This is a genomic window from Opitutus sp. ER46 (assembly GCF_003054705.1).
Classification (GTDB): domain Bacteria; phylum Verrucomicrobiota; class Verrucomicrobiia; order Opitutales; family Opitutaceae; genus ER46.
The window spans coordinates 99,832-123,750 of record NZ_QAYX01000021.1 but is presented as its reverse complement, the minus strand read 5'-3'; the positions used below and the strand labels follow the sequence as shown (position 1 = coordinate 123,750).

At 66.8% G+C, this 23,919-nt stretch carries 22 protein-coding genes; 4 read left to right on the top strand and 18 right to left on the bottom strand.

The features are described 5' to 3' along the window. Positions 1-13 precede the first annotated feature (13 nt). Together DB354_RS08985 and DB354_RS08980 are read left to right on the top strand one after the other, a co-directional pair. The gene (locus tag DB354_RS08985) at positions 14-976 is read left to right on the top strand and encodes a glycosyltransferase family 2 protein (protein ID WP_107835142.1); all 963 of its coding nucleotides are present in this window, start codon (positions 14-16) and stop codon (positions 974-976) included. Beyond that, positions 966-3,011 carry a glycosyltransferase family 39 protein gene (locus DB354_RS08980; RefSeq protein WP_107835140.1) on the top strand — a complete coding sequence of 682 codons (2,046 nt, stop codon included), beginning with the start codon at positions 966-968 and terminating at the stop codon, positions 3,009-3,011. The genes DB354_RS08985 and DB354_RS08980 overlap by 11 nt, the downstream gene beginning before the upstream one ends. Here DB354_RS08980 and DB354_RS08975 read toward each other — a convergent pair. The 9 genes from DB354_RS08975 to nadD form a co-directional block, all read right to left on the bottom strand. Continuing rightward, positions 2,989-5,304 (bottom strand): glycosyltransferase family 39 protein, encoded by a 2,316-nt coding sequence (locus tag DB354_RS08975; protein WP_107835138.1) that lies wholly within the window; start codon positions 5,302-5,304, stop codon positions 2,989-2,991. The two genes, DB354_RS08980 and DB354_RS08975, sit on opposite strands and share 23 nt — an antisense overlap. Then, on the bottom strand, positions 5,301-6,542 hold the full coding sequence (locus DB354_RS08970) for a glycosyltransferase 87 family protein (RefSeq protein WP_107835136.1): 1,242 nt from the start codon (positions 6,540-6,542) through the stop codon (positions 5,301-5,303). Before DB354_RS08970 ends, DB354_RS08975 begins: the two co-directional genes overlap by 4 nt. Beyond that, on the bottom strand, positions 6,539-8,377 hold the full coding sequence (locus DB354_RS08965) for a hypothetical protein (protein WP_107835134.1): 1,839 nt from the start codon (positions 8,375-8,377) through the stop codon (positions 6,539-6,541). Before DB354_RS08965 ends, DB354_RS08970 begins: the two co-directional genes overlap by 4 nt. 2 nt (positions 8,378-8,379) lie before the next feature. Next, positions 8,380-10,266 (bottom strand): hypothetical protein, encoded by a 1,887-nt coding sequence (locus DB354_RS08960; protein ID WP_107835132.1) that lies wholly within the window; start codon positions 10,264-10,266, stop codon positions 8,380-8,382. A gap of 58 nt (positions 10,267-10,324) precedes the next feature. Then, positions 10,325-10,684: a prepilin-type N-terminal cleavage/methylation domain-containing protein gene (locus DB354_RS22915; RefSeq protein WP_304595625.1), complete on the bottom strand. Its 360-nt coding sequence runs from the start codon at positions 10,682-10,684 to the stop codon at positions 10,325-10,327. A gap of 129 nt (positions 10,685-10,813) precedes the next feature. After that, the gene (locus DB354_RS22910) at positions 10,814-11,164 is read right to left on the bottom strand and encodes a prepilin-type N-terminal cleavage/methylation domain-containing protein (protein WP_107835128.1); all 351 of its coding nucleotides are present in this window, start codon (positions 11,162-11,164) and stop codon (positions 10,814-10,816) included. Positions 11,165-11,460: 296 nt separating this feature from the next. Next, positions 11,461-11,811 (bottom strand): prepilin-type N-terminal cleavage/methylation domain-containing protein, encoded by a 351-nt coding sequence (locus DB354_RS22905; RefSeq protein ID WP_107835126.1) that lies wholly within the window; start codon positions 11,809-11,811, stop codon positions 11,461-11,463. 124 nt (positions 11,812-11,935) lie between these two features. Beyond that, entirely contained in the window at positions 11,936-12,406 is a 471-nt protein-coding gene (gene rsfS, locus DB354_RS08940; RefSeq protein WP_107835124.1) for a ribosome silencing factor, read from the bottom strand. Further along, positions 12,403-12,990 carry a nicotinate-nucleotide adenylyltransferase gene (gene nadD / locus DB354_RS08935; protein ID WP_107835122.1) on the bottom strand — a complete coding sequence of 196 codons (588 nt, stop codon included), beginning with the start codon at positions 12,988-12,990 and terminating at the stop codon, positions 12,403-12,405. Before nadD ends, rsfS begins: the two co-directional genes overlap by 4 nt. 164 nt (positions 12,991-13,154) lie before the next feature. Here nadD and DB354_RS08930 point away from each other — a divergent pair, with 164 nt between their 5' ends. Next, the gene (locus DB354_RS08930; protein WP_107835119.1) at positions 13,155-13,613 is read left to right on the top strand and encodes a universal stress protein; all 459 of its coding nucleotides are present in this window, start codon (positions 13,155-13,157) and stop codon (positions 13,611-13,613) included. Between the two features lie 111 nt (positions 13,614-13,724). Here the strand turns inward: DB354_RS08930 and DB354_RS08925 are convergent, their stop codons facing one another. The 8 genes from DB354_RS08925 to DB354_RS08890 all read right to left on the bottom strand — a co-directional run bounded on the left by DB354_RS08925 (position 13,725) and on the right by DB354_RS08890 (position 21,950). After that, the gene (locus DB354_RS08925) at positions 13,725-16,118 is read right to left on the bottom strand and encodes a heavy metal translocating P-type ATPase metal-binding domain-containing protein (RefSeq protein WP_107835117.1); all 2,394 of its coding nucleotides are present in this window, start codon (positions 16,116-16,118) and stop codon (positions 13,725-13,727) included. A gap of 71 nt (positions 16,119-16,189) precedes the next feature. Next, positions 16,190-16,900 (bottom strand): sulfite exporter TauE/SafE family protein, encoded by a 711-nt coding sequence (locus DB354_RS08920; protein WP_107835115.1) that lies wholly within the window; start codon positions 16,898-16,900, stop codon positions 16,190-16,192. Then, positions 16,900-17,085: a hypothetical protein gene (locus DB354_RS08915; RefSeq protein ID WP_107835113.1), complete on the bottom strand. Its 186-nt coding sequence runs from the start codon at positions 17,083-17,085 to the stop codon at positions 16,900-16,902. Before DB354_RS08915 ends, DB354_RS08920 begins: the two co-directional genes overlap by 1 nt. After that, a complete protein-coding gene (gene ccoG, locus DB354_RS08910) occupies positions 17,072-18,490 on the bottom strand; it encodes a cytochrome c oxidase accessory protein CcoG (protein WP_107835111.1) in 1,419 nt (472 codons plus the stop codon). The genes DB354_RS08915 and ccoG overlap by 14 nt, the downstream gene beginning before the upstream one ends. A 30-nt stretch (positions 18,491-18,520) precedes the next feature. Next, on the bottom strand, positions 18,521-19,129 hold the full coding sequence (locus DB354_RS08905; RefSeq protein WP_107835109.1) for a cbb3-type cytochrome c oxidase N-terminal domain-containing protein: 609 nt from the start codon (positions 19,127-19,129) through the stop codon (positions 18,521-18,523). Further along, the gene (locus DB354_RS08900) at positions 19,095-19,298 is read right to left on the bottom strand and encodes a hypothetical protein (protein ID WP_107835108.1); all 204 of its coding nucleotides are present in this window, start codon (positions 19,296-19,298) and stop codon (positions 19,095-19,097) included. The genes DB354_RS08905 and DB354_RS08900 overlap by 35 nt, the downstream gene beginning before the upstream one ends. 32 nt (positions 19,299-19,330) lie before the next feature. Beyond that, positions 19,331-21,703 (bottom strand): cytochrome-c oxidase, cbb3-type subunit I, encoded by a 2,373-nt coding sequence (gene ccoN, locus DB354_RS08895; protein ID WP_107835106.1) that lies wholly within the window; start codon positions 21,701-21,703, stop codon positions 19,331-19,333. 37 nt (positions 21,704-21,740) lie between these two features. After that, positions 21,741-21,950, bottom strand: a complete 210-nt coding sequence (locus tag DB354_RS08890; RefSeq protein WP_107835104.1) for a hypothetical protein — start codon at positions 21,948-21,950, stop codon at positions 21,741-21,743. A gap of 333 nt (positions 21,951-22,283) precedes the next feature. Between DB354_RS08890 and DB354_RS08885 the strand changes: the two genes are divergently transcribed. Next, positions 22,284-22,763, top strand: coding sequence for a hypothetical protein (locus DB354_RS08885; RefSeq protein ID WP_107835102.1), 480 nt, complete (start codon positions 22,284-22,286; stop codon positions 22,761-22,763). Here DB354_RS08885 and DB354_RS08880 read toward each other — a convergent pair. Further along, a complete protein-coding gene (locus DB354_RS08880; RefSeq protein WP_107835099.1) occupies positions 22,760-23,674 on the bottom strand; it encodes a helix-turn-helix domain-containing protein in 915 nt (304 codons plus the stop codon). The two genes, DB354_RS08885 and DB354_RS08880, sit on opposite strands and share 4 nt — an antisense overlap. Positions 23,675-23,919: the final 245 nt, after the last annotated feature.

Genomic DNA, 23,919 nt, shown 5'->3' with positions numbered 1-23,919 from the left:
CCGAGCCTCGATCATGGCTGACCCTCTGCCGACCGTCGCGATCGTCATTCCCGTCTTCAATGAGGAGCCGGTGCTCCCGGAACTCCTGCGTCGACTCGATGCGGTGATGACGGGAACCCCCGGCGCAACCTGGCGCGCGGTCTTCGTGAACGACGGCAGCCGGGACCGCTCCGTGACGCTGCTCAAGGCGGCGGCCGCCGGCGACGCCCGCCTCACGGTCGTCGAGCTCTCGCGCAACTTCGGTCACCAGCCCGCGCTCGCGGCGGGCATTGCCGAAGCGGGCGACGCCGATGCGGTGGTCACGATGGATGCCGATCTGCAGGACCCGCCGGAACTGATTCCCGAGCTGCTCGCTCGCTGGCAGGGAGGCGCCGACGTCGTGCTCGCGGTCCGGCGTTCGCGCCAGGAACACGGGGTGCGCCGTCTCGGCTTCGATCTGTTTCACCGGATGTTCCAGCGGCTTTCCGACCTGCCGGTGCCGCGCAACACCGGCACGTTCGGGCTGCTGGGCCGCGCCGCACTCGGCGCGTACAACCGCCTGCCGGAGCGGCATCGCTTCTTCCCGGGCCTGCGGGCCTGGGTGGGTTTCGAAACCGCCGAGGTGCTGTACGACCGGCAGGATCGCGCCGCGGGCAAACCCACGCAGACGTTTGCGGGGCTGATGCGCTACGCGCTCGATGCGATTTTCAGCTTCTCGCGACTGCCGCTCCGCCTGCTGACTTACGCCGGCATCTTCATCAGTTCCTGCGGCTTCGCGCTCGGCCTGTTCTTCGTCTGCAAGCGCCTGCTGGGAATCGAAACCGCGAGCACGGGCTTCACCACGCTGGTCACCCTCACGCTCTTCCTTGGCGGCATCCAGCTGATCGGCATCGGCATCCTGGGCGAATACCTCGGCCGGATCTACGACGAAGTGAAGCAGCGGCCGCTCTATGTCGTGAAGCCCCGGTCGCCCGCCCGCTCCCGGCATGAGCCCTGAGCGTGTGGCCGCTCCCCTCCCGCCGCCGGCACCACGGGCCCGTTCCGCCGCCCTCGTGCCGCTGCTCGTGGTCCTGCTCCTGGCGGCCCATTTCCTCCTCGCCGTCGGCAGCAAGCGGCACGAGAGCACGACCTCCGACGAGCTCGTGCACCTGACCGGGGGCTACGCGTATTGGGAGTTCAACGACTACCGGCTGCATCCGGAGAACGGCATCCTGCCCCAGCGCTGGGCGGCCCTGCCCACGTATCTCCAGGGGGCCACGTTTCCCGCGCTCGAGCAGGACTGCTGGCATACGAGCGATGCGTGGGTCCTGGGTCATCAGTTCTTCTATGAAACGGGCGAGGACCATTTCCCGCGGTTGCTGGCGGCACGGGCGATGATCGCCCTGTTCAGCGTGGCCACCGGCCTGCTGGTCTTCGTCTGGTCCCGGCGCCTGTTCGGCTCCGGCGGCGCGCTGCTGTCCCTGGCGCTGTTCGCCTTCAGCCCGACGTTCCTGGCCCACGGGGCCCTCGCCACCTCCGACGTCTGCATGGGCTTTTTCTTCCTCGCCAGCGTCGGCGCCTACTGGCGGCACCTGCACGACGGGCGATGGCGCTGGGGCGCGATCAGCGCCCTCACCTTCGGCCTCGCGTGTGTCGCGAAATTCTCAGCCGTCCTCCTGCTCCCGATGCTCGGGCTGCTCGCGTTGGCGCGCCTGGGGTCGCCCGCGCCGCTGGCCTTCGGTGCGCGCACCTTCGCCGGCCGCGGGGCCCGGCTCACGGCGCTGCTCGCCTCGGGTTTCGTGCACGCCGCGACGGCGCTGCTCGTGATCTGGACGTTCTACGGCTTCCGCTACAGCGCGGCGAATCCCGAGTTGCCCGGGCTCACCCAGTTCATCCGCCGCTGGGAGCTCATCGCCGCCGCGATCGGCTGGCAGGCCGACGTCGTTGGCCTCCTCGCCCGGCTGCACGCCCTGCCGGAGGCCTTCCTCTACGGCTACTCCTACGTCATCGAGTCGGCGCAGACTCGGAGCGCGTTCCTCAATGGCGAGTACAGCCTCACGGGGTGGCGCCTGTTCTTCCCCTGGACGTTCGCGCTCAAGACCACGGTGCCGGTGCTGCTGGCGATGGGAACCGCCGGCATCGTCGTCCTCGGCCGCTGGCGGCGCGACTCCACCCGGGTGCGCGCGGACCTCACCCGGGTGCTGCCGCTCATCGTGCTGTTCGTGGTGTACTGGGCCTTCTCGCTCACGAGCCGGCTCAACATCGGACACCGCCACATCATCCCGACGTACCCCGTGCTCTTCATCGCCGCCGGCGCGATCGTCACCGGGGTGCGCTCCTGGCGGATGCCGCTCGCCTGGCTCGCGCTCGCCCTTGGCGGCGCCCAGGCCGTCGAGGCCGCCCGCGCCTACCCCCACTTCCTCGCCTACTTCAACCCGCTCTCCGGCGGGCCCGCGACGGCGTATCGGCACCTGGTGGACAGCTCGCTTGACTGGGGGCAGGACCTGCCGGGCCTGAAGGCCTGGCTCGAGCAGCACCGCCGACCGGGCGAGCCGTGGTTTCTCTCCTACTTCGGCACCGGCGAACCGAATTACTACGGCCTGCACGCCCGCCGGCTGGTCATGATCAACGGCTTCAAGATCGAACAGCCGCTCGTCGCCCTGGAACCTGGCATCTATGCGATCAGCGCGACCGCCCTCCAGCACGTGTACAGTCCGCTGCGCGGACCTTGGGCCACCGCCCAGGAAAACGCGTACCAGCGGCTGCGCCCGCTGGAACCGGCGTTGCTCGACTACTCCCAGCATCCGGACCGCCGCCCGGCCTGGGCCGCCGCCTTGCCGAAGCTCAACTGGGCCCGCGTGCTCGACGATTTCGAACTGCTGCGGTTCGCCCGCCTTTGCCATTTGCTGCGGGCGCGCGCACCCGACGCCCAGATCGGCCATTCCATCCTGATCTACCGGCTCACGGCGACGGACATCCAGGCCGCCACCGGTGACTTTGCCCGCTGGCGCGCAGCGATCGAAGCCGCCGTCAGCGAGCGGCAGGATCGGTAGCGTCGCCGTCGACCACGACGAGCTGCGTGAAGCGGACGGCATCGGGCGGCCCGCCGGTCACGCTGAGCTCGAGCTCATTCCCCGTTGCCTGGACGACCATGGGCAAATCCAGCGTTTGCCGCCGCGCGCCCACCGGCACGGTCACGGTCGCCAGATCGACCCCGTTGAGGCGTACGTTCAGCCGCACCTCCTGCCGGCCCCAGGAATCAAACGCCGCCCGCAGCCGCATGGCGGTGGACCACCCGCGAAACCACAGCTTCGCCCGGGGCCGCGTCAACTCCCGCCACATCACCGGCGTCTCCCGCAGCGCGCCGCCTTCGATCTTCAGATCAAAGTGCTCGCTCATCGTCCACCCACCAAAGGCCGGCAGCCTGTGTGCCCAGCCCAGCGCCCGCACGCGTGCCTCCGGGAGGTACAAACCGTCGGTCGCGCCCTCACCGACGAGCCGGAAACGCGTGCCGTCAGGAAAGACATGATACAGCGGAAGCGGTTTGTGCAGCTCCAGCACCACCAGTGCATCCGGCAGGGCCGGGATGGCGGACACCGGGGCGCCATAGAAGTGCACTCCCGGAACGGTCTGCTGCAGAGCGCGCATGAGATTGTAGGGCATATCATGCACGGAGGAGATGGCGACGTCGCGCGCCCCGCTCTCGCGCAGCAGGCCCACGAGCCCCATGTCGCGCACCCGCAGGGCCGGAAAATACCGGTAACGGTTGGTGTCCCGCGGCACCTGCCAGAGCGTGGGCGCGGTCCAGAGCGGCCGCTCTGCCATTTCACGCGATGGCCACCAGGCGGTTAACACGAGCACGGCAACGATCCCCGCGGCCCAACGGCGGCCGGTGATCGAACACGCCTCAACGACCACCGGGACCAGGAGCGAGCCCGCGACAAAAATCGGGAGCTGCAGGCGCGCGCCCCAGGGCTGCCACTTCAGCACCGCCGTGAACAGCAGCGCCATGGCCAGGGTCGACCACGCCAGCCACCGCCAGGAACGGAGCGAACGCCGGCCCAGGACGACGCCCACGGCCAGCAGCACCAGCACCAAATGAGCCGGCGCACCCGACTTGCTCTCGGAACCGGCGCCGTACGTAACCGAGTAACGACCGACCCAAAGCGTGGTTCGCGGGTCGTCCGCGGAGACGCCGAGCCATTGATGCGCCGCGCGGACGGCCCGCTCGAGGCGCTGGTTCCACGCGGGGTCCGGCCCGGCCAGGTGCAGCGTGGTCTGGCGCAGGACATTGGAGGCGAGAATGGCGGGACCGAACGCGGCGTTCGCCTGTTGCCCGCCCTCGTCCGACCGATGAACCCCGAGCGGCGTCCCGTACCAGGCGAGATTCCGCGCGAATAGCGGCGCCGTCAGCCCGCCAGCGACCAGCAACGCCGCCAGGACCATTCGCGGCGCGCGGGCGCGGTCTCGCCGCCACCAGGCGAGCAAGACGACGACCAGCAGCGGCGGCAGGACCAGGAACGCCGTGCTCTTCGTGAGCAGCGCCGCCGCAACGACCAGCCCCGCGACCACGGCCTCGCACCGCCCAATGCGACCGGGAGCGGCTCGGGCCAGCACCACCTCATGCACCAGGATCAAGGTCCAGAGCGCCAGTTGGAGATCGTTCTTGCCGTTGGCGGCCTCGTGATAGGCCATCGGCAGGCTCATCACGATCAACACCCCAAGCGCGACTGCGATGCGCGACGCGTGCAGGGAGCGCAGGATGCCGACCATCGCGAGCGGCAGGAGCGCATAGGCGAACCATTGGGGAAGATTCGCCCAGCAATCGTCGCCGGTCAGACCGAGAAACTGCACCCCGATCACCTCGGCGAGCGGCGGCATCATGAGCGCCCGGTCATTCGTGGTCAGAAAGTGCGCCAGGCTTCCCTGCTGCAGCCACAGCAGTTGCCGCGGACCGTGGTAATTCAGGACGTCGACGGTCAGGGGCGGTGACAACACCGCCGCCGCGAAGGCCAGCAGCAGGAATCCCGTGGCCAACGCGTAGGCCAGGACGACATCGGCCCCCGGTCTTGCACCCAGCCCTCGTGCTCCGCGGCGGCGAAAGCTGAAGGCGACGCCGCCGATACTCGTGGCCGCCAGGACCATCCAAGCCACGCGTAGTGGTCCAGGATGCAGCAGCCCAAAGACCCCGAGCGCATGGGTGAGCACCCACACCAACGCCGCCCACAGCGTTGCGCCGCGCAGCGCGGCGCGCACGCCGCCCTCTCCCGCCAGGCGCAGTTGCAGGAAGATCGCGGCGAACACGACCAGCGGCAGCAGCCCCCAGGTCTGGGCCGGCCCGTTCATGATTCCCGGGACGCCTGTCGCACCCGCCGCCACCAAACCCCCAGCACGCTGACCAGCAGCGCGAGGGTCAGCGCCACCATGAGGCCCTGCTCCAGGCCGCAGACGAACTTGAGCCACGGCCAGGGCGCATCGATGCCCGAGGGGCGGTACGCCAGGTTCGGCGCCGAGGCGAGGAAGTGCTTCGGCACGCTCAGCCACAAGGCCAGCAGCCACAGAGCCATTTGCCGCCGTCCCAGCCGTCCGGTCGGGGTGGTCGCGTCGGTAGCGAGCCAGAGCCTCATGGCTCCGATCAGCAGCAAGGCACGATAGGGATAGTTGGAGTTGGCGAAGAAGCAGAAGATCCAGCTCGTGGCGCAGGTGACGAAGGCCAACCCGGTAAACCCGTGCTCCGGCACACTCAGCCCCAGCGCCCGGGCCTCGCGCCTCAACGCCAGCAACACCGCCAGCCCACCGAGCAACCAGCCGGCCACCACCTGGGCATTCGCCGGTGGCGCGGCCAGCGTCAGAGCCGAAACCTTCCACCCGTAGGCGAAGACCGTCATCGGGCGCGGCGCGATCCGCAGTGCCTGGATGAAGTCGGCCCGCCACCACCAGACGATGCCGAGACACCCCGCGATCAGGAGCGTCGTGACGCCGAGTCGCTGGCGCCACCGGCCTGGCCGCAACCAGACGGCCGGCAACGCGACGAACGGATAGAGCTTCAACGTGGCCGCGAGACCGAGCAGCGCTCCGCCGGCCGCGGCCAACCAGCGCGAACGGCCGAGCAGCCACGCCCCCATCGCCAGCAGCAGGAACACCACGAGATCGTTGTTCGCCCGGTGCATCCCAAGCATCAGCGGCGGCGAGCACAGCGCGAGCAACGCAAGGCCCGCGTCACGCCCACACCGCGGCGCCAGCACCGCCACCGCGGCGATCACAAAGGCCAACACGAGGATTCCGCCCAACCACGAGGCGTCGCCGACCGTCAGCCCCAGCGGGCCGGTGACGAGCCACCCTGGACCGTACACATGCGGCCGACCAAAAGGGTCGAAGGGGTTGGGCAGGTAGATATCGAGCCCCGCCTGCTGCGCCTGGCCGGCGGCCAGGATCGCCACCGTATCGGCAAAATAGGGACGAAAGGCGAACACCCCGAAGGCGCCCCAGAGCGGAGGATAGACGAAGGCCGCGAGCAGGATGACCAATGCGGCCACGCCGCAGAGGACACTCCATCGGACCTGCCATCGGAACTCAGGGTTCATGCGGACGGCGAAGGGGAGGCGGTGGACGCCGACGGGGCGGACGCCCCAGGAGCGGGCGCCGGCGGCGAAGCGGGATCCGACCGGATCTCCACCAGGCGGCTGACGCGGTCGAGCCGGGTGCCGAAGCGGCGTTCGGCGATCGGCTCCAGGACGAACCAGTCTGGCAGCCGGTCGGCCGGATCGAGCTGGAACTCGCCCTTGGCCGACGTGGGGCGGTAGCGCTGGAAAACCAGCATTTCGCGGAAGGTCGGGTCCCGGAACTGATAGCGGAGCGCGTCCACGCGCCGCCGGGCGTGATCGATGCCGATGGTCGGCACGCGCGCGAGCATCCAGGGCAGCGAGGACTTGTTGGTGAGGATCAGCCGGTCGCCGGGCGGCAAGGCCGCGACGAACCGACGCTCCCATTGGATTTCATCCTCGAGGGTGTTGAGGCGGATGTGCTGCTCGTTCGCGATCACGCCCGTCCACAGGTACGCGAGCACCGCCCCACCCGCCGCGACCCACGCCAGCCGCCGCGGGGGCGAATCCAGGGAATGAACCGCATAGCCAACGCAGAGCGCGAGCAGCAGGGCGAACGGCAGGATGAGCCGCGTCACCGTCGGATCATCCAGCTGGCCCCAGTAATAGAACATCAGGAGCGCGAGGTTGCCGACGATGGCGGTGCCGAAGGTCAGGAGCACCGGAGCATAGGACGGCGCCGTGCGCCACCCCCGCCACCCGCGCCAGAGTTGCGCGACGCCGTAGCCGAGCGCCACGAGGCCGGCGGCCGACAGCCAAACCGAGTTGGTCAGACCGGACCCGAGGTTGAACAGGTAACGCACCGCGTGTTCGAGATTCGGCCCGAGGTGCGCCGCATCGAAGCGGGTTTGCGCGTTGTCCTTCAACTCCCACAGCAGGGGCGTGCCGGAGAGGTACGTGTTGTGGATGGCGTAGGGCACCAGCAACGCGGGAGCGGCAATCCCCGCGACCGGCAGGATGATCCGCCCGGCGCGACGCCAGCCCTCGAGCGCGACCAGCGCCACCGGCGCGACAAAGAGCGCGGATTCATAGCGCGCCTGTGCCAGCAGCACGGCGCCGAGCACGAGCGCGGCAAGTCGCCGCTCGTCCGGCGCATCAAGGTACAACACCGCCAGCTGCATCACGCCGAGGAGCATGGCAAGATTCAGCATCTCCATGCCCGCGCCGTTGGCCGACTGCACCAGCGCGGAAAAGGTGCCGAGTGCCAGGACGGCCGCAATGGCGGCGCCATGGCGGGCCAGCCGCCGGGCGAGCAGGTAGAGCTGGGCGAGGACCACGGGAAACAGCGCCAGGTTGAGCGCAAAGCCGTTTGCTTCCCGATAGCCGGTGAAGTCGTGCAGCAGAGAAACGAGGTACGCGTAGAAGTAGGGCCGCTTGTCGAGGTACGAATCCAACGGCACGAACACGCCATCGACCGGGTAGGCGCGCATCACCGTGCTCACCTCGCGGTAGAGGTGCAGGTTCGACGCAGTCGCCTGCAGGACCATCTCGTCGTACAGGATGCGGTAGTTGAGCGGCGCCGTCGCAAACGCGACCACCGTGGCCGCGGCGACGACCGCGACCGCCTGCCAGCGCTCGCGCCGCGTGAGGGCGCGGATCGAGTCGCGCCACGCCGGCAGCACCCGCCAGCCGGCGAAGAGCGCCCAGGCAAAGGTCAGCGTGATGCCGTAGTAGCCGTACCGCTGGACGAGGATCCGTGACCGCGTGACGCCAAAGGCCAGGAAACCGAGCCAGAACGCGGCGACCGCAACGACACCAAAGAGCAACAGCCGGACCGGGATCCGGCGGGTGCGCAGGCGGGCCCTGATATCGCGCACGCTCACGGCAACTGCTTCAGCCAGTGGTCAACATAGGCCTTCTTCGCCGCCTCCCACTCCTCGGCCGAACGCGTCGCCGGCGCCGCCGTGCCCGGTGGCGTGACGGCCAGCCCCGCCCGGGCCGCCTCCCGGCCGTCCTGGCGGATCGCTTTGACCCGGCTGATGCGACCGATGAACAGCGTCTGGATGCGCCGCTCCCAGACGGGCTCCAGTTCGAAATCCGGCCCCACGTCATCCGTGGGCTCCAGGCGGCGGGTGCCCGTCTCCGGATCGATCCGGTAGTGCTGCATTACATACATCGCCGAGAAGGTGCCATTCCGCAGATGATAGATCAGCCCCTCCTTGCGCTCGCGGGCCTGGACTGCCGGCGTGGCCGCGACGCGGTGCGTGATCCAGAAAACGGAGTCGTTGTCGAGAAACAGGTAATCGCGCTCGGGGAAGCGACGCAGGAACTCGGTCCGCCATTCCATCTCGAGCGCCGGCGAGTAATTCGCGGCATAGGCGCGTCGCGCCATGACCGGCAGACTGTAGACCACGAGCCCGATCACGGCGACGGCGCAGCCGGCCTGCCACCAGCGTGGGCTCCGGGTGAGCGAGGCCCCCACCGCCGCGATGGCCACAGCCATGAGCAAATGAACCGGGAGACTCAGGCGATGAATGACCGGATGATCGAACTGGCCCCAGAAATACAGCATGAGCAGCACGGCCAGCCCCAGCAGGCCACAGCCCACCACGGCGACCGCAACCTCAGCGGGTGGCGTGGTCATCGGCGTGCGCAGGCTCCGCACGATCCACAGCAGAAAGAAGGCGATCGCGAGCAGGCCAATCAGCGCGAACAGCGGCGAGTTGGGCTGATAGCCGGTGGTGTCGAAGAAGAACGCGAGCGCGTGGCCAAGATTGTCGGGCACATAGTGCAGCGCGAACGGAACGTCCGAGCCTGGCCGGCTCGCGAGTTCCCAGGCCCCGGCATTCAGGCTGAACACCCGGTTCTGCAGGAGCGGAAAGAGCAGGAAGACCGGCGCGACCATGAGCGGCGCCGTCAGCACGACGCGCTGGTCGCGCCACCAGCCCCAGCCCACGAGGGTTGCGACGGGCAGGAGCACCAGCACCGACTCGTAACGCGTGAACGCCAGCAGGACGGCGGCGGCGCCGAGGGCCTCGAGGGTGACCACGTCCCGCCGCTCGGCGTACCGGATCGCGAGCAGCAGGACGACCGTCAGCATCACGAGGTTGAGGAGGTCGAAACCGCCGCCCTTCATCTGCTGCGACAGCAGCGGCAGCCCGGCAAAGAGCAGAACCAAAAACGCGCCCGCCCAGCGCGAACGGGCAATGCGCCAGCCGAGGACAAAGACCAGCCCCAGGAAAACGAACCCCAGCGCCGTGTTCACGTAGAACGCGTTCGCCGGGCGGTACCCCGTGAGGTCGTGGGCAAGGGCGACGAGGAACGGATAGAAGAACGGCCGCTTGTCGATGACGTTCTGGGTGATCTGGAAGGGGCCCTGCACATCCGTGCCCCGCACGGGATACGCGACGTCGCGCTCGTAGTGCATGCCCATGGAGGTGCCGGCGAGGAGCAGTTCGTCGGCCAGGATCTTGTAGCCATAGCGCTCGTGGGCGAGCAGGACGCTCCCCGCCGCCAGGATCATCGCGAGCACCGCCGCATCAACCCGGCCCCAGCGGCGCTCCCGCCACGTCTCGCGGATCACGCGCGCGAGCGCGAAGCCGAAGTACCCCAGTACGACCAGAAGCGCCCAGTAGCCACCCTTGACCACGGTCTTGACCGCAGCGTCGGGAGGAAGCGAGTACCGGCTGACCACGAGCGTCAGTCCGGCGAGAAGAGCCAGGAGCCAGACCCGGCGGTCACGAACCAGGATGCGAAGCAGTGACATGCAGAAAGGGCCGTCCACGGACACATGGACGGCCCGGCTAGCTTTGGCGAAACGAAACTCAGTTGGCGAACGTGACGGTGCGGGAGTTGGCCACGCCGGAGGCCGTGAGGCCGCCGCCCTGGAGAATGGGAGTGGCGTAGGTTTCGCCCGCGACCGTCTCAAGGTTGCGGATATACTGGGTGCTGTTGCTGCCCACGAGCACGTTGGTTTCAACATGAGTCACGCCGTGTTCCAGGAAGTACTGGTCGGCGGCCGAACTGAGCTGACGCAGATTATTCAAAACGGCTTTGCCCTGGGAACTGGCGCGAACCTTCTGGAACGCGGGAATCGCCATCGCGGCGAGAAGGCCGATGATGACGACCACGATCATGATTTCCACCAGGGTGAAGCCTTTCCGATGCATATGAGGTTGCGGCATGGAAGGAGGAGGGGATGTGAACGTACGACGGCCGTGGACGAACGCCACGGCACGTAACCACATCTACACAAAAAAAGCCGTCCATAGAGCTGGACGGCTTGAGAACGAATGCGCGGGATGCGCCGAACCTCAGTTCGAGTACGTGACGGTACGCGAGGCGGCAACGCCACTGGCCGTGAGGCCCGCGCCCTGCACGATCGGGGAGGAATAGGTCTCCGCGGCGACCGTCTGGATGGCCTTGATGTACTGGGTGGTGTCGGTGCCGACGAGGACGTCGGTCGCGACCTGGGTGGCGCCCTTCTCCAGGAAATACTGGTCGGCCGCCGAGCTCAGCTGACGAAGGTTGTTCAGGACCGCCTTGTCCTGCGAACTCGCACGCACCTTCTGGAACGCCGGAATGGCCATCGCCGCCAACAGGCCGATGATGACGACCACGATCATGATTTCGACGAGGGTGAAGCCTTTGTTATTTCTATTCATGGGTAGGCACCTAACGGATCTTATTGATAATGATACACGCTCAGGGGTGAGCAGTAACGGCAAAGACTGGCGAAATCACGCTTATCAGCAAGCGCAAAAACCTGTAAACAACGGGCGGATTGCGGTTAACGCAACCGCATGGAACTCCCAGTGGCTAGGGCCGTTGCCTGCAACCGAGGTATGCGGCGCCGCCCATTCAGGACATCAACGAAGCCGCGCAGCCCGCTCATGAGGACACAGAAAAGCCGCCCCACGGACGGGGCGGCTGAAAGCGACCAGCGTATGTCCGATCCGAATCAGTTCGAATACGTGACGGTACGCGAGGCGGCAACGCCACTGGCCGTGAGGCCCGCGCCCTGCACGATCGGGGAGGAATAGGTCTCCGCGGCGACCGTCTGGATGGCCTTGATGTACTGGGTGGTGTCAGTGCCCACGAGCACGTTGGTCGCCACCTGGGTGGCGCCCTTTTCCAGGAAGTACTGGTCGGCCGCCGAGCTCAGCTGACGGAGGTTGTTCAAGACCGCCTTGTCCTGCGAGCTCGCACGCACCTTCTGGAACGCCGGAATGGCCATCGCCGCCAGCAGGCCGATGATGACGACCACGATCATGATTTCGACGAGCGTGAAGCCTTGGTTGGATTTCTTCATGGTACCTCTGAGTTATGACTTTGGATTATATACGCTCATGGGTGAGCAGTGGGGCTAAGGCTGACCGTTCGGCCAGCCCGAACAAGTGCAAAAATTTGTCAATGCACGCTGGGGAGCGCGCCGATCAGCCGCGCGGTTTCCGCCGCGACACCGGCTTCCGGGCTTTGCCGGCCGCAGGTTTGCCCGCGGCCGTCGCCCGTTTCGTCGCCTTGCGTGGCTCCGGCTTGGCGAGCAAGCGCGGCAGGGAGAGCTCCGTCGCATCGCTCCAAAGCCGCTCCAGGCTGTAATGCTCGCGTACCTGCGCGAGGAACAGGTGGATCATCACGTCGAAGGCATCGATGACGACCCAGCCGCTTTCCTGCGCCATCTCGATGCCCACGATCCGGGAACCCGTCGCATCCAGGGCCTTTTCGATTTCGATGCGGAGCGCGCGCAAGTGGGGCTCGGAGGTCGCGGTCGCGAGCAACAGGTAGTCGGTGATCGACGACTGGGCACTAACGTCGAAAACCTTGAGGTTCTCCGCCTTTTTGTCGTCCAGCGCCCGGATACAGAGTTTCACCAACTCGAGTCCCGCCGTCTTCGTCAATTTAGTCATGTTGCGTCGCGATAAAGTGTCTTTTCCTCGATGTAGATAATGGCCTTGTGGGGCACAAAATAGTCGAGCGACAGGCCGCGGCGAGTCCGATCCCGCAACTCCGTGGAGCTGACGCCGAGCAAGTGCCCGTCGCAACGGTGCAGTTTCAGGCCCGGGATGTCAGGCTGCGCCTTCACGGGGTAGCCAGGCCGCTCGAGGAAGATGAAATCGACGAGGCGCACCAGCTCCTGGATGTCCTTCCAAAGGTGGAGACGCGGCAACTGGTCGCCGCCGACGATCCAGTACAGCTGGTCTTGGGGATACTGCGCGCGAAAGTACCGCGCTGAATCGATCGTGTAGCTCACCCCGCCCCGCCGCAGCTCCAGGTCGGAGATCTCGAAGCGTTTGTCCCACTCAATTGACGCCCGCAGCATCGCCAGGCGGTCCGCGGCCGTCGATTGCACGTCATTCGGCTTCAGCGGCGCCTGCGCGGCCGGCACGAAGACCAGGCGATCAAGATGATGCTGCTCGAAGGCGTCCTGCGCGGCGAGCAAGTGCCCGAAATGCACGGGATCGAAGCTCCCGCCAAGGAATCCAATTTTCACCGGGCGCAACGTGTTTCGACGCCTTCGATCCCGCAAGACCCATTTGCACGCCCGTCAAACCCATGGCCGTGGGCGCGAGAAACATGCAAAACACGGTCAAAAACCGCATAATGCCTGCCAATCGCTGCATAGCCGCGGTGAATCCGTGCTGCTAACTTCTCCAGTTGAAAACGATCCTTGCCCCAGTCGATTTCTCAGGCGCTACCGATGTGGTGGTTGCCGAAGCGGCCCGGCTGGCCCAAGCGATGAAAGGTCGAGTTGTTCTTTTGTCGGTCATCCAGCCGCCGGTGATCACCAGTGAGTATGCCCCCTTGATCGAAGATGTGGCTGAGGTCACCGCCGCCGGTGAAAAGTCCGCGGCTCGAAACCTCGCCCGCCTCGAAGAATCCCTGCAGCAGCAGGGCGTTCCCGCAGAGGGGATCCAACTCAACGGCGCGCCCGTCCAACACATCCTCGAGCAGGCGAAAAAACTTTCGGCCGACTATATCGTGATGGGCTCGCATGGTCACACCGCTCTCTACGACCTCCTCGTTGGCAGCACCACGCACGGCATTCTGTTCCGCGCGCCCTGCCCCGTCGTAATCATGCCGTCACCGCGGCAAAAACGCGAAGCGACCAACTAAGACTTTGGGTATGTGGGAACACCGGGCGTGGGCGTGGGCTCACGCCCGTTTTTTTGGCCCGACCGGAGGCCGCCGCACATGCGACCAGCCATTGCCGTCCTTCGATCCCGATCAGCCGCGCCGCAGCGTCGGCCGCATGCCGCCCGTAACCAAGGCCAACGTGAGCAGCGAGTTCAGCGGCATCAGCGCCGCCGCCAGCAGCGGATTCATCTGCCCGGCGACGGCCAGGCCCACGGCCAGCGCGTTATACGCCACCGAGAACACGAGAATGACGCGATGGGTGCGCCGGCGCACCGCATCGACCTCAAACAAGGCGCGAATGCCGGCGATGCCTCGGCCGAGATAGTAGAAATCAGCCTTCTGCTCGAGGACCCCGCGGTGGATCACCGGCGTGCCGCGACACAGCGCGGCATCGAACGCGAGACTGTCATTGGCGCCATCGCCCAGCAGCAGCATTTCGGCCGCGCCGTTCGCCGCGACCCACGCCGCCTTCTCGCGCGGTGATGCCGACCCCACCGCCTGTGCCGCGGGCAGCCCAAGCTCGCGCGCCAGCGCCTGCACCTTCTCCTCGCGGTCGCCGCTGAGCATGTAGACCGGCAACCCGCGCGCCTGCAGCGCCTCGATCTCACGCACCGCGTCCGCGCGCGGCCGGTCCGCAAAGTGGAAGCTCGCCACCCGCGTGCCGTCGCGGGCCAGCACCGTGTCGACCGCACCTTCCTGCGCCGCCGCGTCCACTCCGGCGGGGGCCCGCCACCCCGGCCGACCCAATGACCAGCCTTCGATTTCCACGCCCGCCCCGATCGTCTCGCGCAACTCACCCGCGAGCGGCTCAACCGCCCCCGTGGCCAGCAGCTCCTCACGCAGGCACTCGCTGACGGGATGCGCGTTGTCCCACACCAGCGCGAGCAACGCCGAGCGGGCCCCGGGCTCCAGGCTCCGCACGCTCTCCGGATTCAGCAGCGTGGGCGTCTCCAGCGTCAGCGTACCTGTCTTGTCGAAAACGACCCGCCGCACGCGCGCCAGCTTCAGCCAAAGATCACTCTCGCGCACAAACACGCCGCGCCGGCGCAGGGCCACCGTCGCGATCTCGTCGGCCAGCGGGAAGGCCAGCCCGATCGCGCAAGGGCACGAGACCACCAGCACCGCCGTGACCACCGCCCCCGTCCGGAGCGCATCCTGGGTTGCCAGCCACCACCCCACGCCCGCCAGCGTCGCGACCAACAGGATACCGATGATGTAGCCTTGCACGATGCGCTCCAGCAAATCAGCCCGTTCCCCGGGACGCTCCGCCGGCCGCAAAAGCTCCGCCAGCAGGGACTCGCTCCAGCCCTGGAGCGTCGTCAGCCGCAACTCTCCTCGCGCCACGGAGATCGCCCCGGCGGGAACACGCTGGCCGCGGCGAAACTCACGCGCCTCCGATTCGCCGTTGATGGAGCTGAGCGAAAACAGGGCGGCCGCGCTTTCGAGCCGTGACTCGACGGGCAACGCTTGTCCCGAAAGCAACACGATCTCCCGCCCCGCCTCCAGCGCGGCGGGCGGCACGGTCTCGCCGGTCGCCAGCCGGACCGGCGGGAGCGTGGGCTGCTGGTTCAGCAGCCGCCGACGGTTACGCTCCACCGCCGCCGTCTGCGCCCACCGCCCCACGAGCATCAGCAGGATGAAGGTCGCGACGAAGTCGAAGTACACGAACCGTTCGGCGCCAGCGAACCAGCCGTACACCGATCCGGCGTACGCCCCGAGGACGCCCAGCGCGATCGGCAGGTCGATGTGCATCGCCCGCGCCCGCAACGCGTGCCACGCCCGCCCCAGAAAGTAGGTTCCGCCCACCAGGAAACTCAGCGTGCCGAAAGCGAACGCCAGCACCGAGAAAAGCCCGGCCCATTCGTACGACGGTTCCATCCCGAAGTACGCCGGCAGCGCGTAAAGCATGACGTTCATGGCGAACGCCGCGCACAGACCGATCCGCCGCACGAGCCCGCGCAGTTCGGAATCGTCGCCGCCCCCCGTCATCGGCCCGACCACATAGCCGAACGTCTGCAGCCGGCGCGCGAACTCCGCCGCCGAGAATACGCCGCGCACCCACCGCAGCCGCATCGTGCCGTAGGGCGCATTCACCAGGATGTCCCGGCCTCCGGGCTGCTGCTGAAAGACGCGCTCGATCAGCCACACGCAGGCGGCGCACGAAAGGCCCTGCACGTTCACCACCAGCTCCGGGATGCGCGGCGACGCCTCCGCCTCGCGTTGGGCCGCTTCCAGCCACGTGTAGTCGCGCGGCTGAAACACGGCGGCGTCCGCCGGGGCCGTCACGTCGTCCTTGATCTCATAATACGTCCCGAGCCCCTGCTCCTGCACGAGGCGAAAGACGTACCGGCAGCCGGCGCAGCAGAAGCCCGACTCCACCATGCGCGCATCGATCAGGGTCGCGCCGCAATGCCGGCAGACCGGCCGCGGCGATTTTTCCGCGGCGGCGGCGCGATCAACTGGGTCGGGCGAAATGGCGGGCATGGCGTCGGAACACCGGGATCAGGCGCTGGCCGGACCCGGGACGGGGAGGAGGCTTACGGACCGCATGCGGTTCAGTGACAGCAGAACGTCGCGGGATCCGGTCCCGCGAGCCCCAGCGTGGCCCGCAGGCGCCACGCGATCATCAGCGCCGCCGCCAGCGCGAGCACCATGCGCAGGCGTTCCAGCCAGACGGGCGAAAGCTTCCGCCGGATCCAGTGCACCTGGGTTTGCGCGAGCCACAGCAGCGGGACGGTGCCCAGCCCGAACGCGAGCAGGAACGAGGCGCCCCGCACCGCAGAACCGGACAGGAGCGCCAACGTGACCACGAAGTACAGCGGTCCGCAGGGGAGCAGTGGCGTCGCGATCCCGAGCGCCGCCGCCGCACTCACGGGCGACCGTTGGCGCGCCCACGCCTGGAGCGACCAGATGAGCCGGCCGAGCGCGGGTAGCCGCGGCAGAAAGCGATCCCAACGAAACGCGAGGGCCACAAAGAAGAGGACCAGGACCCACGGCAGCCACCTCAAGCTGGACTGGGAAAACCAGGTCAGCGGCGCCTGGCCCAGCGCACCGCCAATCGCGCCGAGCGCAGTATAACCCACCAGGCGGGTGCCGTGATATACGGTGTTGATCGTCTGGGCATCGCCGACGGCGCCCGTTCCCGCTGGACCCTGCCGCGTGGCGAGCGAGCACGCGAGCGGACCGCACATGCCGAGACAGTGCAGGCTCGTCACCAGTCCGGCCACAAAGGCAGCCGAAGGGGAATTGACTGACGCAAGTTCCATCATCGCTGCGTGGGGGCGGAAGGGGTCGCGAGGGGCACCTCCGCCACCGGATTCTTCGCCGCCAAAATCAGCCAGGCCGTCCATGCGGCCAGTTGCAGGGCAAAGGCCAGCCCGACCCACCACCAAAGTCGGGAGGTCCGCGGCCGCCGCACCGGCTCGGTCAGGACCGCGTCAGCGTCGCGCACGATGCTCCTCCTCTTCGGCGCGCAGCAATCGCGCCTCGGGGCCGAGGAACCGGACCTCACGCTCCAGTTGGAACGTTCTCTCCGCGTCGTCCATCCGCACGCTGAACCGGAAAGGTCCGGTGTAGGTCGCGCGCTCCTGCATCAGAATCAATGGCCGAACCGCCTCCTCCATCGGACCGAGCACAACGGGATCACCGAGACCTAGTGAGCGCGAACCAGCCGGCGCACCGTCAACGGACACGCGGAAGGTCGCCGGCACATTCCGCTTGTTCACGATGCGAACCATGAACTGATTCCGCACGGCCGCGTCGTCCACGATGTAAGGGGTGCCCACCATGCGCGTCACCCCGAAGCTCGCCGGCTTCACGGTCGAAATCGCCCAGGTCGCCACCGCGGCTCCCACCAGCAGCAACAGCATGTACAACAGCGTCCGGGGTCGCAGCCAGCGCGTCTTCTGCCCGGCAAAACCAGCCGGAGAATCGTAACGCACGAGACCGGTGGGGCGGTTGAGCCGACGCATCACATCATCACAGGCGTCGATGCAGGCGGTGCAACCGATGCACTCCATCTGCAGCCCCTGTCGGATATCGATGCCGGTCGGGCAGACCTGCACACAGCGCGCACAATCCACGCAATCGCCCCGGGTGGTTCCCGCCCGCCCCCGCGGCTCGCCGCGCTGACTGTCGTAGCCAATCGCCATCGTGTGATCATCGATCAGCACCGATTGCAGCCGGCCATAGGGGCAGATGACGATGCACAGCTGCTCCCGGAACCAGCCGAAGTTGAAATACAGGATGCCCGTCGACACGGCCATGAAGCCAAACGCCCCCCAGTGCTCACTCGGCGCCGTGCGCATCATGCTCCAGACCTCCGGCAGCGAGACAAAGTAGGCGAGGAACAGGTGCATGATCGCCGCCGACACCAGCACATAGAGCGTGTGCTTCACCACGCGGCGCACGATCTTCCCGGCGGAAAGTGGCGCCGCGTGCAGCGCGCGGCGCTTGAGTGCATCGCCGTCGATCCATCGCTCGATGCGGCGGTACACGTGGTCCAGGAACACGGTGTGGGGGCAGGCCCAGCCACACCAGATGCGGCCGAGCAGCGCCGTGACGAAAAACAGGGTGAATCCCACTCCCGTGATCACGAAAAACAGGAGCCACATGTCCTGCGCGGCCAGCGTCAGGCCGAACAGGTGGAAACGTCGGTCCGCGATATCGAGGAAAGCCGCGGGGTACCCGTTGATCTTCACCCACGGCAGCGCGAGGTAGAACGCGATCAACGCGAGCGCGGAGCCCCGCCGCCAGCGGGTGAACCGCCCTTTCGTGTCGGCCGGATACAGGAACGAACGCGAACCGTCCGACCGGATGGTCGTGACGGTATCACGCGTCGGACGTTCGAGGTGCATTGCGGCCATGGGTGACCCGGGCTGGAGGGGTTACGGCGTCGCAGCCGCCGGGGTGGCGGGCGCGGCGGGATCAATGGTGATGGGCTCACCCTCGTGGTGCTTGCTGAGCACATACGCGACCACCTCGCTGATCTTCTTCTGGCCCAGGACGGGGCCCCACGTGGGCATGCCCTTGGCCAGAACGCCCTGCGTGATGAGCGCATGCACCTCGGTGGGCTTGCCGCCATGGATCCAGATCTGATCCGTGAGATCCGGCCCGATCGCCGACGGGTTTTCGGACTTGCCGCGCAGGCTGGGAAGATGACACGCGACACAGTTGGCGGCAAAAGTCGCCCTGCCGGCCTCAACGAAGGCCGGGGTGCGACTCATCTGCCACAGCGTCGCGTCATCCAGCTTCGTGTTGCTCGCCAGCTTCTGGGTCTCAATGCGGGTGAGCGCGAGCTCCACGCCCTGAACGTCGGTCGGCCCCGCGCGGAACCATTCGTAGTAGGCCCAGTAGCCCACCCAGAAGACGATCATGATGTACAAGGTGTAGAGCCACCAGTTGGGGAGGCGCTTGTCGTATTCCTGGATGCCGTCGTAGACGTGCGGGCGGACGGCGTCTTCAGGAGGCGGAGTCGGAGGTTGGCTGGGCGTCATGGGCGGAAGGTGTGGGCGTGGCAAAGGGCAGGTTCTCCAGGCGCTCGACCTGCGGACGTTTCATCCGCAGGGCGCGCCAGGAGATGGTGACGAAGAACGACACGGCGGTGATGAACGCGGCGATGGTGAAGATCGCGGCCGCATCCTCGAAGACGAGACGACGAAACATGGGCGGAAGAGAATTCGGGCTACGGGGTTCGTTCAGCGGTTCGCCGACCTGCGCTCGCCGCCCTCGGCCGGGGCGACCTTCTCGTACTTGCCCAGGTGCTGGAGGTACGCGATCAGCGCGACGATTTCCTTTTCCGGCGCGATGTAGGCCCCGGCCGCGCGCAGGTCGGCCGCGATGGCCTTCGCCTCGCGGGCGACGTCGGTCTGGATCTCCGCCGGCGTCATCGGGCGATAGGGCACACCGAGCTTGCGCTGGACGGCGAGCTTGCTCGTGAGCGCGGCAACGTCCGTGTCCTGCTGATACAGCCACGGGTACGGCGGCATGATCGAGCCCGGCGTCATGCGCGGATTCTCCATGTGCTGGAAATGCCAGATGTTGGTGTACTTGCCGCCCACGTGCGCCAGATCGGGCCCCGTGCGCTTCGAGCCCCACTGGTAGGGATGGTCGTAGATCGACTCACCGAGCCGCGAATAGTCGAACTTTTCGCCGGCCCGGCCATAGCGCAGCACGTCCGGCACGAGGGTGCGGACCATCTGCGAGTGACACACGTAGCAGCCCTCGCGGACGTAGATGTCGCGACCGGCGAGCGCCAGCGGCGAATACGGGATCTGCCGCCGGTCCTCCACGTTGGCGGCCTTGTGCGCAAGCACCGTCGGGATGATCTGGATGGCGCCGCCGGCAAAGACGGCGATGAAGGTCAGGATCGTGAAGGGCGCGGCGTTGACCAGCAGCCGGTCGTACCAACCGGCCCACGCCTTGCCGCGCGACTCGAAATGCGCGTAACAGAGCACGACGCACAGCACGAGGCCCACCAGGCCGATGGTGCCGAGGACGTCGCCCCCGAACATCCAGACGCAGGCGAACCCGACGCCCAGCACGGAGAACATGACGGGGGGATTGAAGACCGTGCCAAACAGGCCCAGTCGCTCCCCCCGCCCGGCCGCCGGCTCGTCGTCGGCGTACACCGCGATCGTGCCGTTCACGACCTGGGCGCCGCGCACCGAACGCCAGACGTTGTAGGCCAGCAGGAGGAAACCGGTCAGGTAGAGCCCGCCGCCGACCACCCGCATCAGCATCATCGGTTTGATCGTCGCGAGCGTATCCATGAAGTTGGGATACGCGAGAATCGTGCCCTGCTCGGCGGTGGCGCCAAGCATCAGCCCCTGCGTGATGCCGCTGGTCCACATGGCCGCGACGTAGAGCAGGATGCCGACGAGCCCGATCCAGAAATGGACGTTCGCCAGCGCGACCGAGTGCAGCGGCCGGTTCCACAGGCGCGGCACGAGCCAATAGATCATGCCGGCCGCCATGAACCCGTTCCAGCCGAGCGCACCGGCGTGGACGTGGCCAATGACCCAGTCCGTGTAGTGGCCGAGCGCATTCACCGAACGAATCGCGAGCAATGGCCCCTCGAAGGTCGCCATGCCGTAGAAAGTGACGCCGGCCGCGAAGAACTTGAGCACGGGATCGGCCATGACCTTGTGCCAGGCACCGCGCAGCGTGAGCAGGCCGTTGAGCATGCCACCCCAGGACGGCGCCCACAGCATCAGCGAAAACGTCATGCCGAGGGTCTGCAGCCAGCCGGGGAGCGCCGTATTCAGCAGATGGTGCGGGCCCGCCCAGATATAGACAAAGACGAGGGACCAGAAATGCACCACCGAGAGCCGGTAGGAATACACCGGGCGCTCCGCCGCCTTCGGCACATAGTAGTACATGATGCCAAGGATCGGGGTGGTCAGGAAGAACGCCACGGCGTTGTGTCCATACCACCACTGGACCAACGCATCCTGCACGCCGCCGAAGACGGGATAGCTGTGCAGCAGGCTCGTCGGGATGGAGAGGTGGTTGACGATGTACAGCATCGCCACCGTGATGATCGTCGCGATGTAGAACCAAAGCGCGACGTACAGGCTCGGCTCGCGGCGGCGGGCCAGCGTCCAGAAGAAGTTCACCGCGAATACGACCCAGATGAACGCAACCGCGATGTTGATGGGCCAGATGAGTTCGGCGTACTCCTTGCCGCGCGTGAGGCCGAGCGGCAGCGTGATCGCCGCCGCCACGATGATCGCCTGCCAGCCCCAGAAGTGCAGCTGCGACAGGAAGTCGCTCGCCAGCCGCGCCTTCACCAGTCGCTGGGTGGAATAATAGATGCCGGCAAACATCATGTTGCCGACAAAGGCGAAGATGACCGCGTTCGTGTGCAGCGGGCGCAGCCGGCCGAACGTCAGCCACGAGGTCTCGAAGTTCAGCTGCCAGAAGTTCAGCTGTGAGGCGATGAAGACGCCGGCCAGCATGCCGACCACCGCCCACACGATCGTGGCGATGACGAACTGGCGGACAATGCGGTCGTTAAACTCGAGGGTGACGGGGGCGGGAGTCAGGGTGGGAGCGGATGAAGCGGACATGGGGAGAGCGCAGGAGTGTAAGCCGGAGCGAAACGGTTCAGGCCCGACCCGGGCCGTCCTCACGCGAGGACGACGTGGTCCGGACGGAAGCGGCGCCGCCCACGCGGCGTCCCTCCTCCGCCAAGGGCAGGAGCGAGTCGCGTTCCGCACTGCTCATGCGGCCGCGCGCGTGCTCGCGCAGAAAGAAGACAATGAAAGTGAACACCAGACACAGGCTGATGGTGAGGGTGAGAGGAACAACGGGCATGGTGGAAAGGGGATTGGAAGGAGAAATTGACGCTCGCCAATGTGACTGCAGCGGCAACGTCACGGGGCAACGGCGGCAGCCAGCGGGAGCGGCGGAACCAGGCCCGGCTCGGGTTCGCGGATACGCGACACCCGCCGGCCAAGTAGGGCGGTGGTGGTCATGTGGGTGGGTGTAGGAGGCGCAACTATGGCCCAAGCCTTACCCCCTCACTCCGCAGGGGTTGCCAAGGGCTGTGCATATCTTGGCGCTGCCAAGATGCGCGCAGTCAAGGGATGCGCACGCTTGGGCAATCTCCGCGGAGCGACTGCCATAGGCGGCGAGCATAATGTCTCCATGCAGGACGAACTCGTGCGCGCACTACGAGCCCGGCGTGCGGAGATTCACGCGCGATGGGAAGCGCTGCTGCGTATCGAGAAGGTCAACACGCCGCTGGCGAACCCCGACGCGTTGGTGTTCATGATCGATTGGACCCTCGACGAGTGTTTCGCAACCCTGCGTTCGCTGCATGGCTCGACCAACCGGCGGCGCAATGGCCGCGGCTGCGACGCCCAAACGCTCAAGGCGGACTGCCCGTGCGGGCGCAACCCCCTGCTCGCCTATTTCGCCGCCGGCGAACAGGCCATCGAGGAGGCCCTCATCCTGGAGCAGGCCAGCGCGTCCGATCTTGATCCGGTGCAGCGGGACGATGCTTTTGCCGAATTGAAACTCACCGTGCGCGAGATCGCCCGCCGTGAGATCGAGGCATTCTGCTCGGTGTGCCAGTTCCGCGAGGCCCGCGCCGACGGCGCGGTTGCCTCGGTCGCCGCGTCCTAAGGCTTGGCCGCTGCGCCGTGCAGCCGGTCGCGGAAGGCGGAGGGCGACTCGCCGGCAATGCGCCGGAACACGCGATTGAACTGCGACAATGACTGAAAACCGGCTTCGTAGGCCGCTTCGCTCACGCGCTTGTGCGGGTTCAAGAGGAGATTCTTAACCTTCTCGACCCGCACCCGCGCCAGGTAGTCCGTGAAGGTCATCCCGGTCGCCTTCTTGAACATCTTGCAGAAATAGAAGGCGCTCATGTTCACCGACTGCGCCACTTGCGCGAGGGACAGCTCCTCCGCATGGTGCTCCGCAATGAAGAGCCGCGCCTTCGCCACCGGCGGCGATTCCGCCGCGGCCTCTTTTACCATCAGCTCATTGCTCAGCGTGGAGAGGTGCTGGGCGAAAATGGTCAGCAGCCGCAGGATCGACTCGTACTGCTTCTTGGTGATGACCCGCGTCTGGAAATAGGCCTCCTCGAGACGGGTGACATCAATCTCGGTGCCCCACTTCAACAACTGCCGCGCAGCGCGATCAAACTGCGGCTTGGTGGGCGACTGGACCATGATCTGGCCGGTCTGGAGGAACGCGATGAGGTTCTCCCCCACCCGCACGGGCACGGCGGAGTCACACATGCCGGCGAAGCATTTCAGCGTCCGCGGCGCGAGCCGTGCCTCCTCCTCAACCTTCTTCTGCAGCTGCAGGCAGGCAGCGCAGGAGTGATTGCTCCCCGCCATCAAAGCACAGAAAGGATTCTCCTTCGGGTCACCGTGATGCGGCAGGTCGAACGCCTCGATGGGACGAAGCGCGATCGGCAGGCCCGTGGTATCGCGAAACGCCTGCTCATAATCCCGAAAGATCTGGGAACGCTTCAACTGCGCGACCAGCGCGCGGCTCTGCTGAGCTGAAGGTTCACGAGAATCCATCGTGCCAGTGGATAGACTGCGCCATTAGCCGAGCAATGCGGAACAGCAAGAAACGAGCAGTTTGGCCGGAATGTGATAGCACTGGTGGGAATTCTAATTCTGCCCCGAATTGGGCGAGATACGGTCAAAAAACGAGGAGCCTGGGTGCGAACGAAATGCGCCACTTTTTGTCGCCTGATACCCGCGCCGACACCGCTGCCGCTCCATGGTGGGCCCGGCGCCGCCCTCTCCCGATACTGGCTCGC

Coding starts and splice junctions, on each gene's coding strand:
- DB354_RS08885 (WP_107835102.1), top strand. CDS start 22,284: ATGCAGGACGAACTCGTGCGCGCACTACGAGCCCGGCGTGCGGAGATT.
- DB354_RS08905 (WP_107835109.1), bottom strand. CDS start 19,129: ATGACGCCCAGCCAACCTCCGACTCCGCCTCCTGAAGACGCCGTCCGC.
- DB354_RS08980 (WP_107835140.1), top strand. CDS start 966: ATGAGCCCTGAGCGTGTGGCCGCTCCCCTCCCGCCGCCGGCACCACGG.
- DB354_RS08880 (WP_107835099.1), bottom strand. CDS start 23,674: ATGGATTCTCGTGAACCTTCAGCTCAGCAGAGCCGCGCGCTGGTCGCG.
- DB354_RS08920 (WP_107835115.1), bottom strand. CDS start 16,900: ATGGAACTTGCGTCAGTCAATTCCCCTTCGGCTGCCTTTGTGGCCGGA.
- DB354_RS08985 (WP_107835142.1), top strand. CDS start 14: ATGGCTGACCCTCTGCCGACCGTCGCGATCGTCATTCCCGTCTTCAAT.
- ccoG (WP_107835111.1), bottom strand. CDS start 18,490: ATGCACCTCGAACGTCCGACGCGTGATACCGTCACGACCATCCGGTCG.
- rsfS (WP_107835124.1), bottom strand. CDS start 12,406: ATGACTAAATTGACGAAGACGGCGGGACTCGAGTTGGTGAAACTCTGT.
- ccoN (WP_107835106.1), bottom strand. CDS start 21,703: ATGTCCGCTTCATCCGCTCCCACCCTGACTCCCGCCCCCGTCACCCTC.
- DB354_RS22915 (WP_304595625.1), bottom strand. CDS start 10,684: ATGCCGCAACCTCATATGCATCGGAAAGGCTTCACCCTGGTGGAAATC.
- DB354_RS22910 (WP_107835128.1), bottom strand. CDS start 11,164: ATGAATAGAAATAACAAAGGCTTCACCCTCGTCGAAATCATGATCGTG.
- DB354_RS08900 (WP_107835108.1), bottom strand. CDS start 19,298: ATGTTTCGTCGTCTCGTCTTCGAGGATGCGGCCGCGATCTTCACCATC.
- DB354_RS08970 (WP_107835136.1), bottom strand. CDS start 6,542: ATGAACCCTGAGTTCCGATGGCAGGTCCGATGGAGTGTCCTCTGCGGC.
- DB354_RS08925 (WP_107835117.1), bottom strand. CDS start 16,118: ATGCCCGCCATTTCGCCCGACCCAGTTGATCGCGCCGCCGCCGCGGAA.
- DB354_RS08975 (WP_107835138.1), bottom strand. CDS start 5,304: ATGAACGGGCCGGCCCAGACCTGGGGGCTGCTGCCGCTGGTCGTGTTC.
- DB354_RS22905 (WP_107835126.1), bottom strand. CDS start 11,811: ATGAAGAAATCCAACCAAGGCTTCACGCTCGTCGAAATCATGATCGTG.
- DB354_RS08890 (WP_107835104.1), bottom strand. CDS start 21,950: ATGCCCGTTGTTCCTCTCACCCTCACCATCAGCCTGTGTCTGGTGTTC.
- DB354_RS08960 (WP_107835132.1), bottom strand. CDS start 10,266: ATGTCACTGCTTCGCATCCTGGTTCGTGACCGCCGGGTCTGGCTCCTG.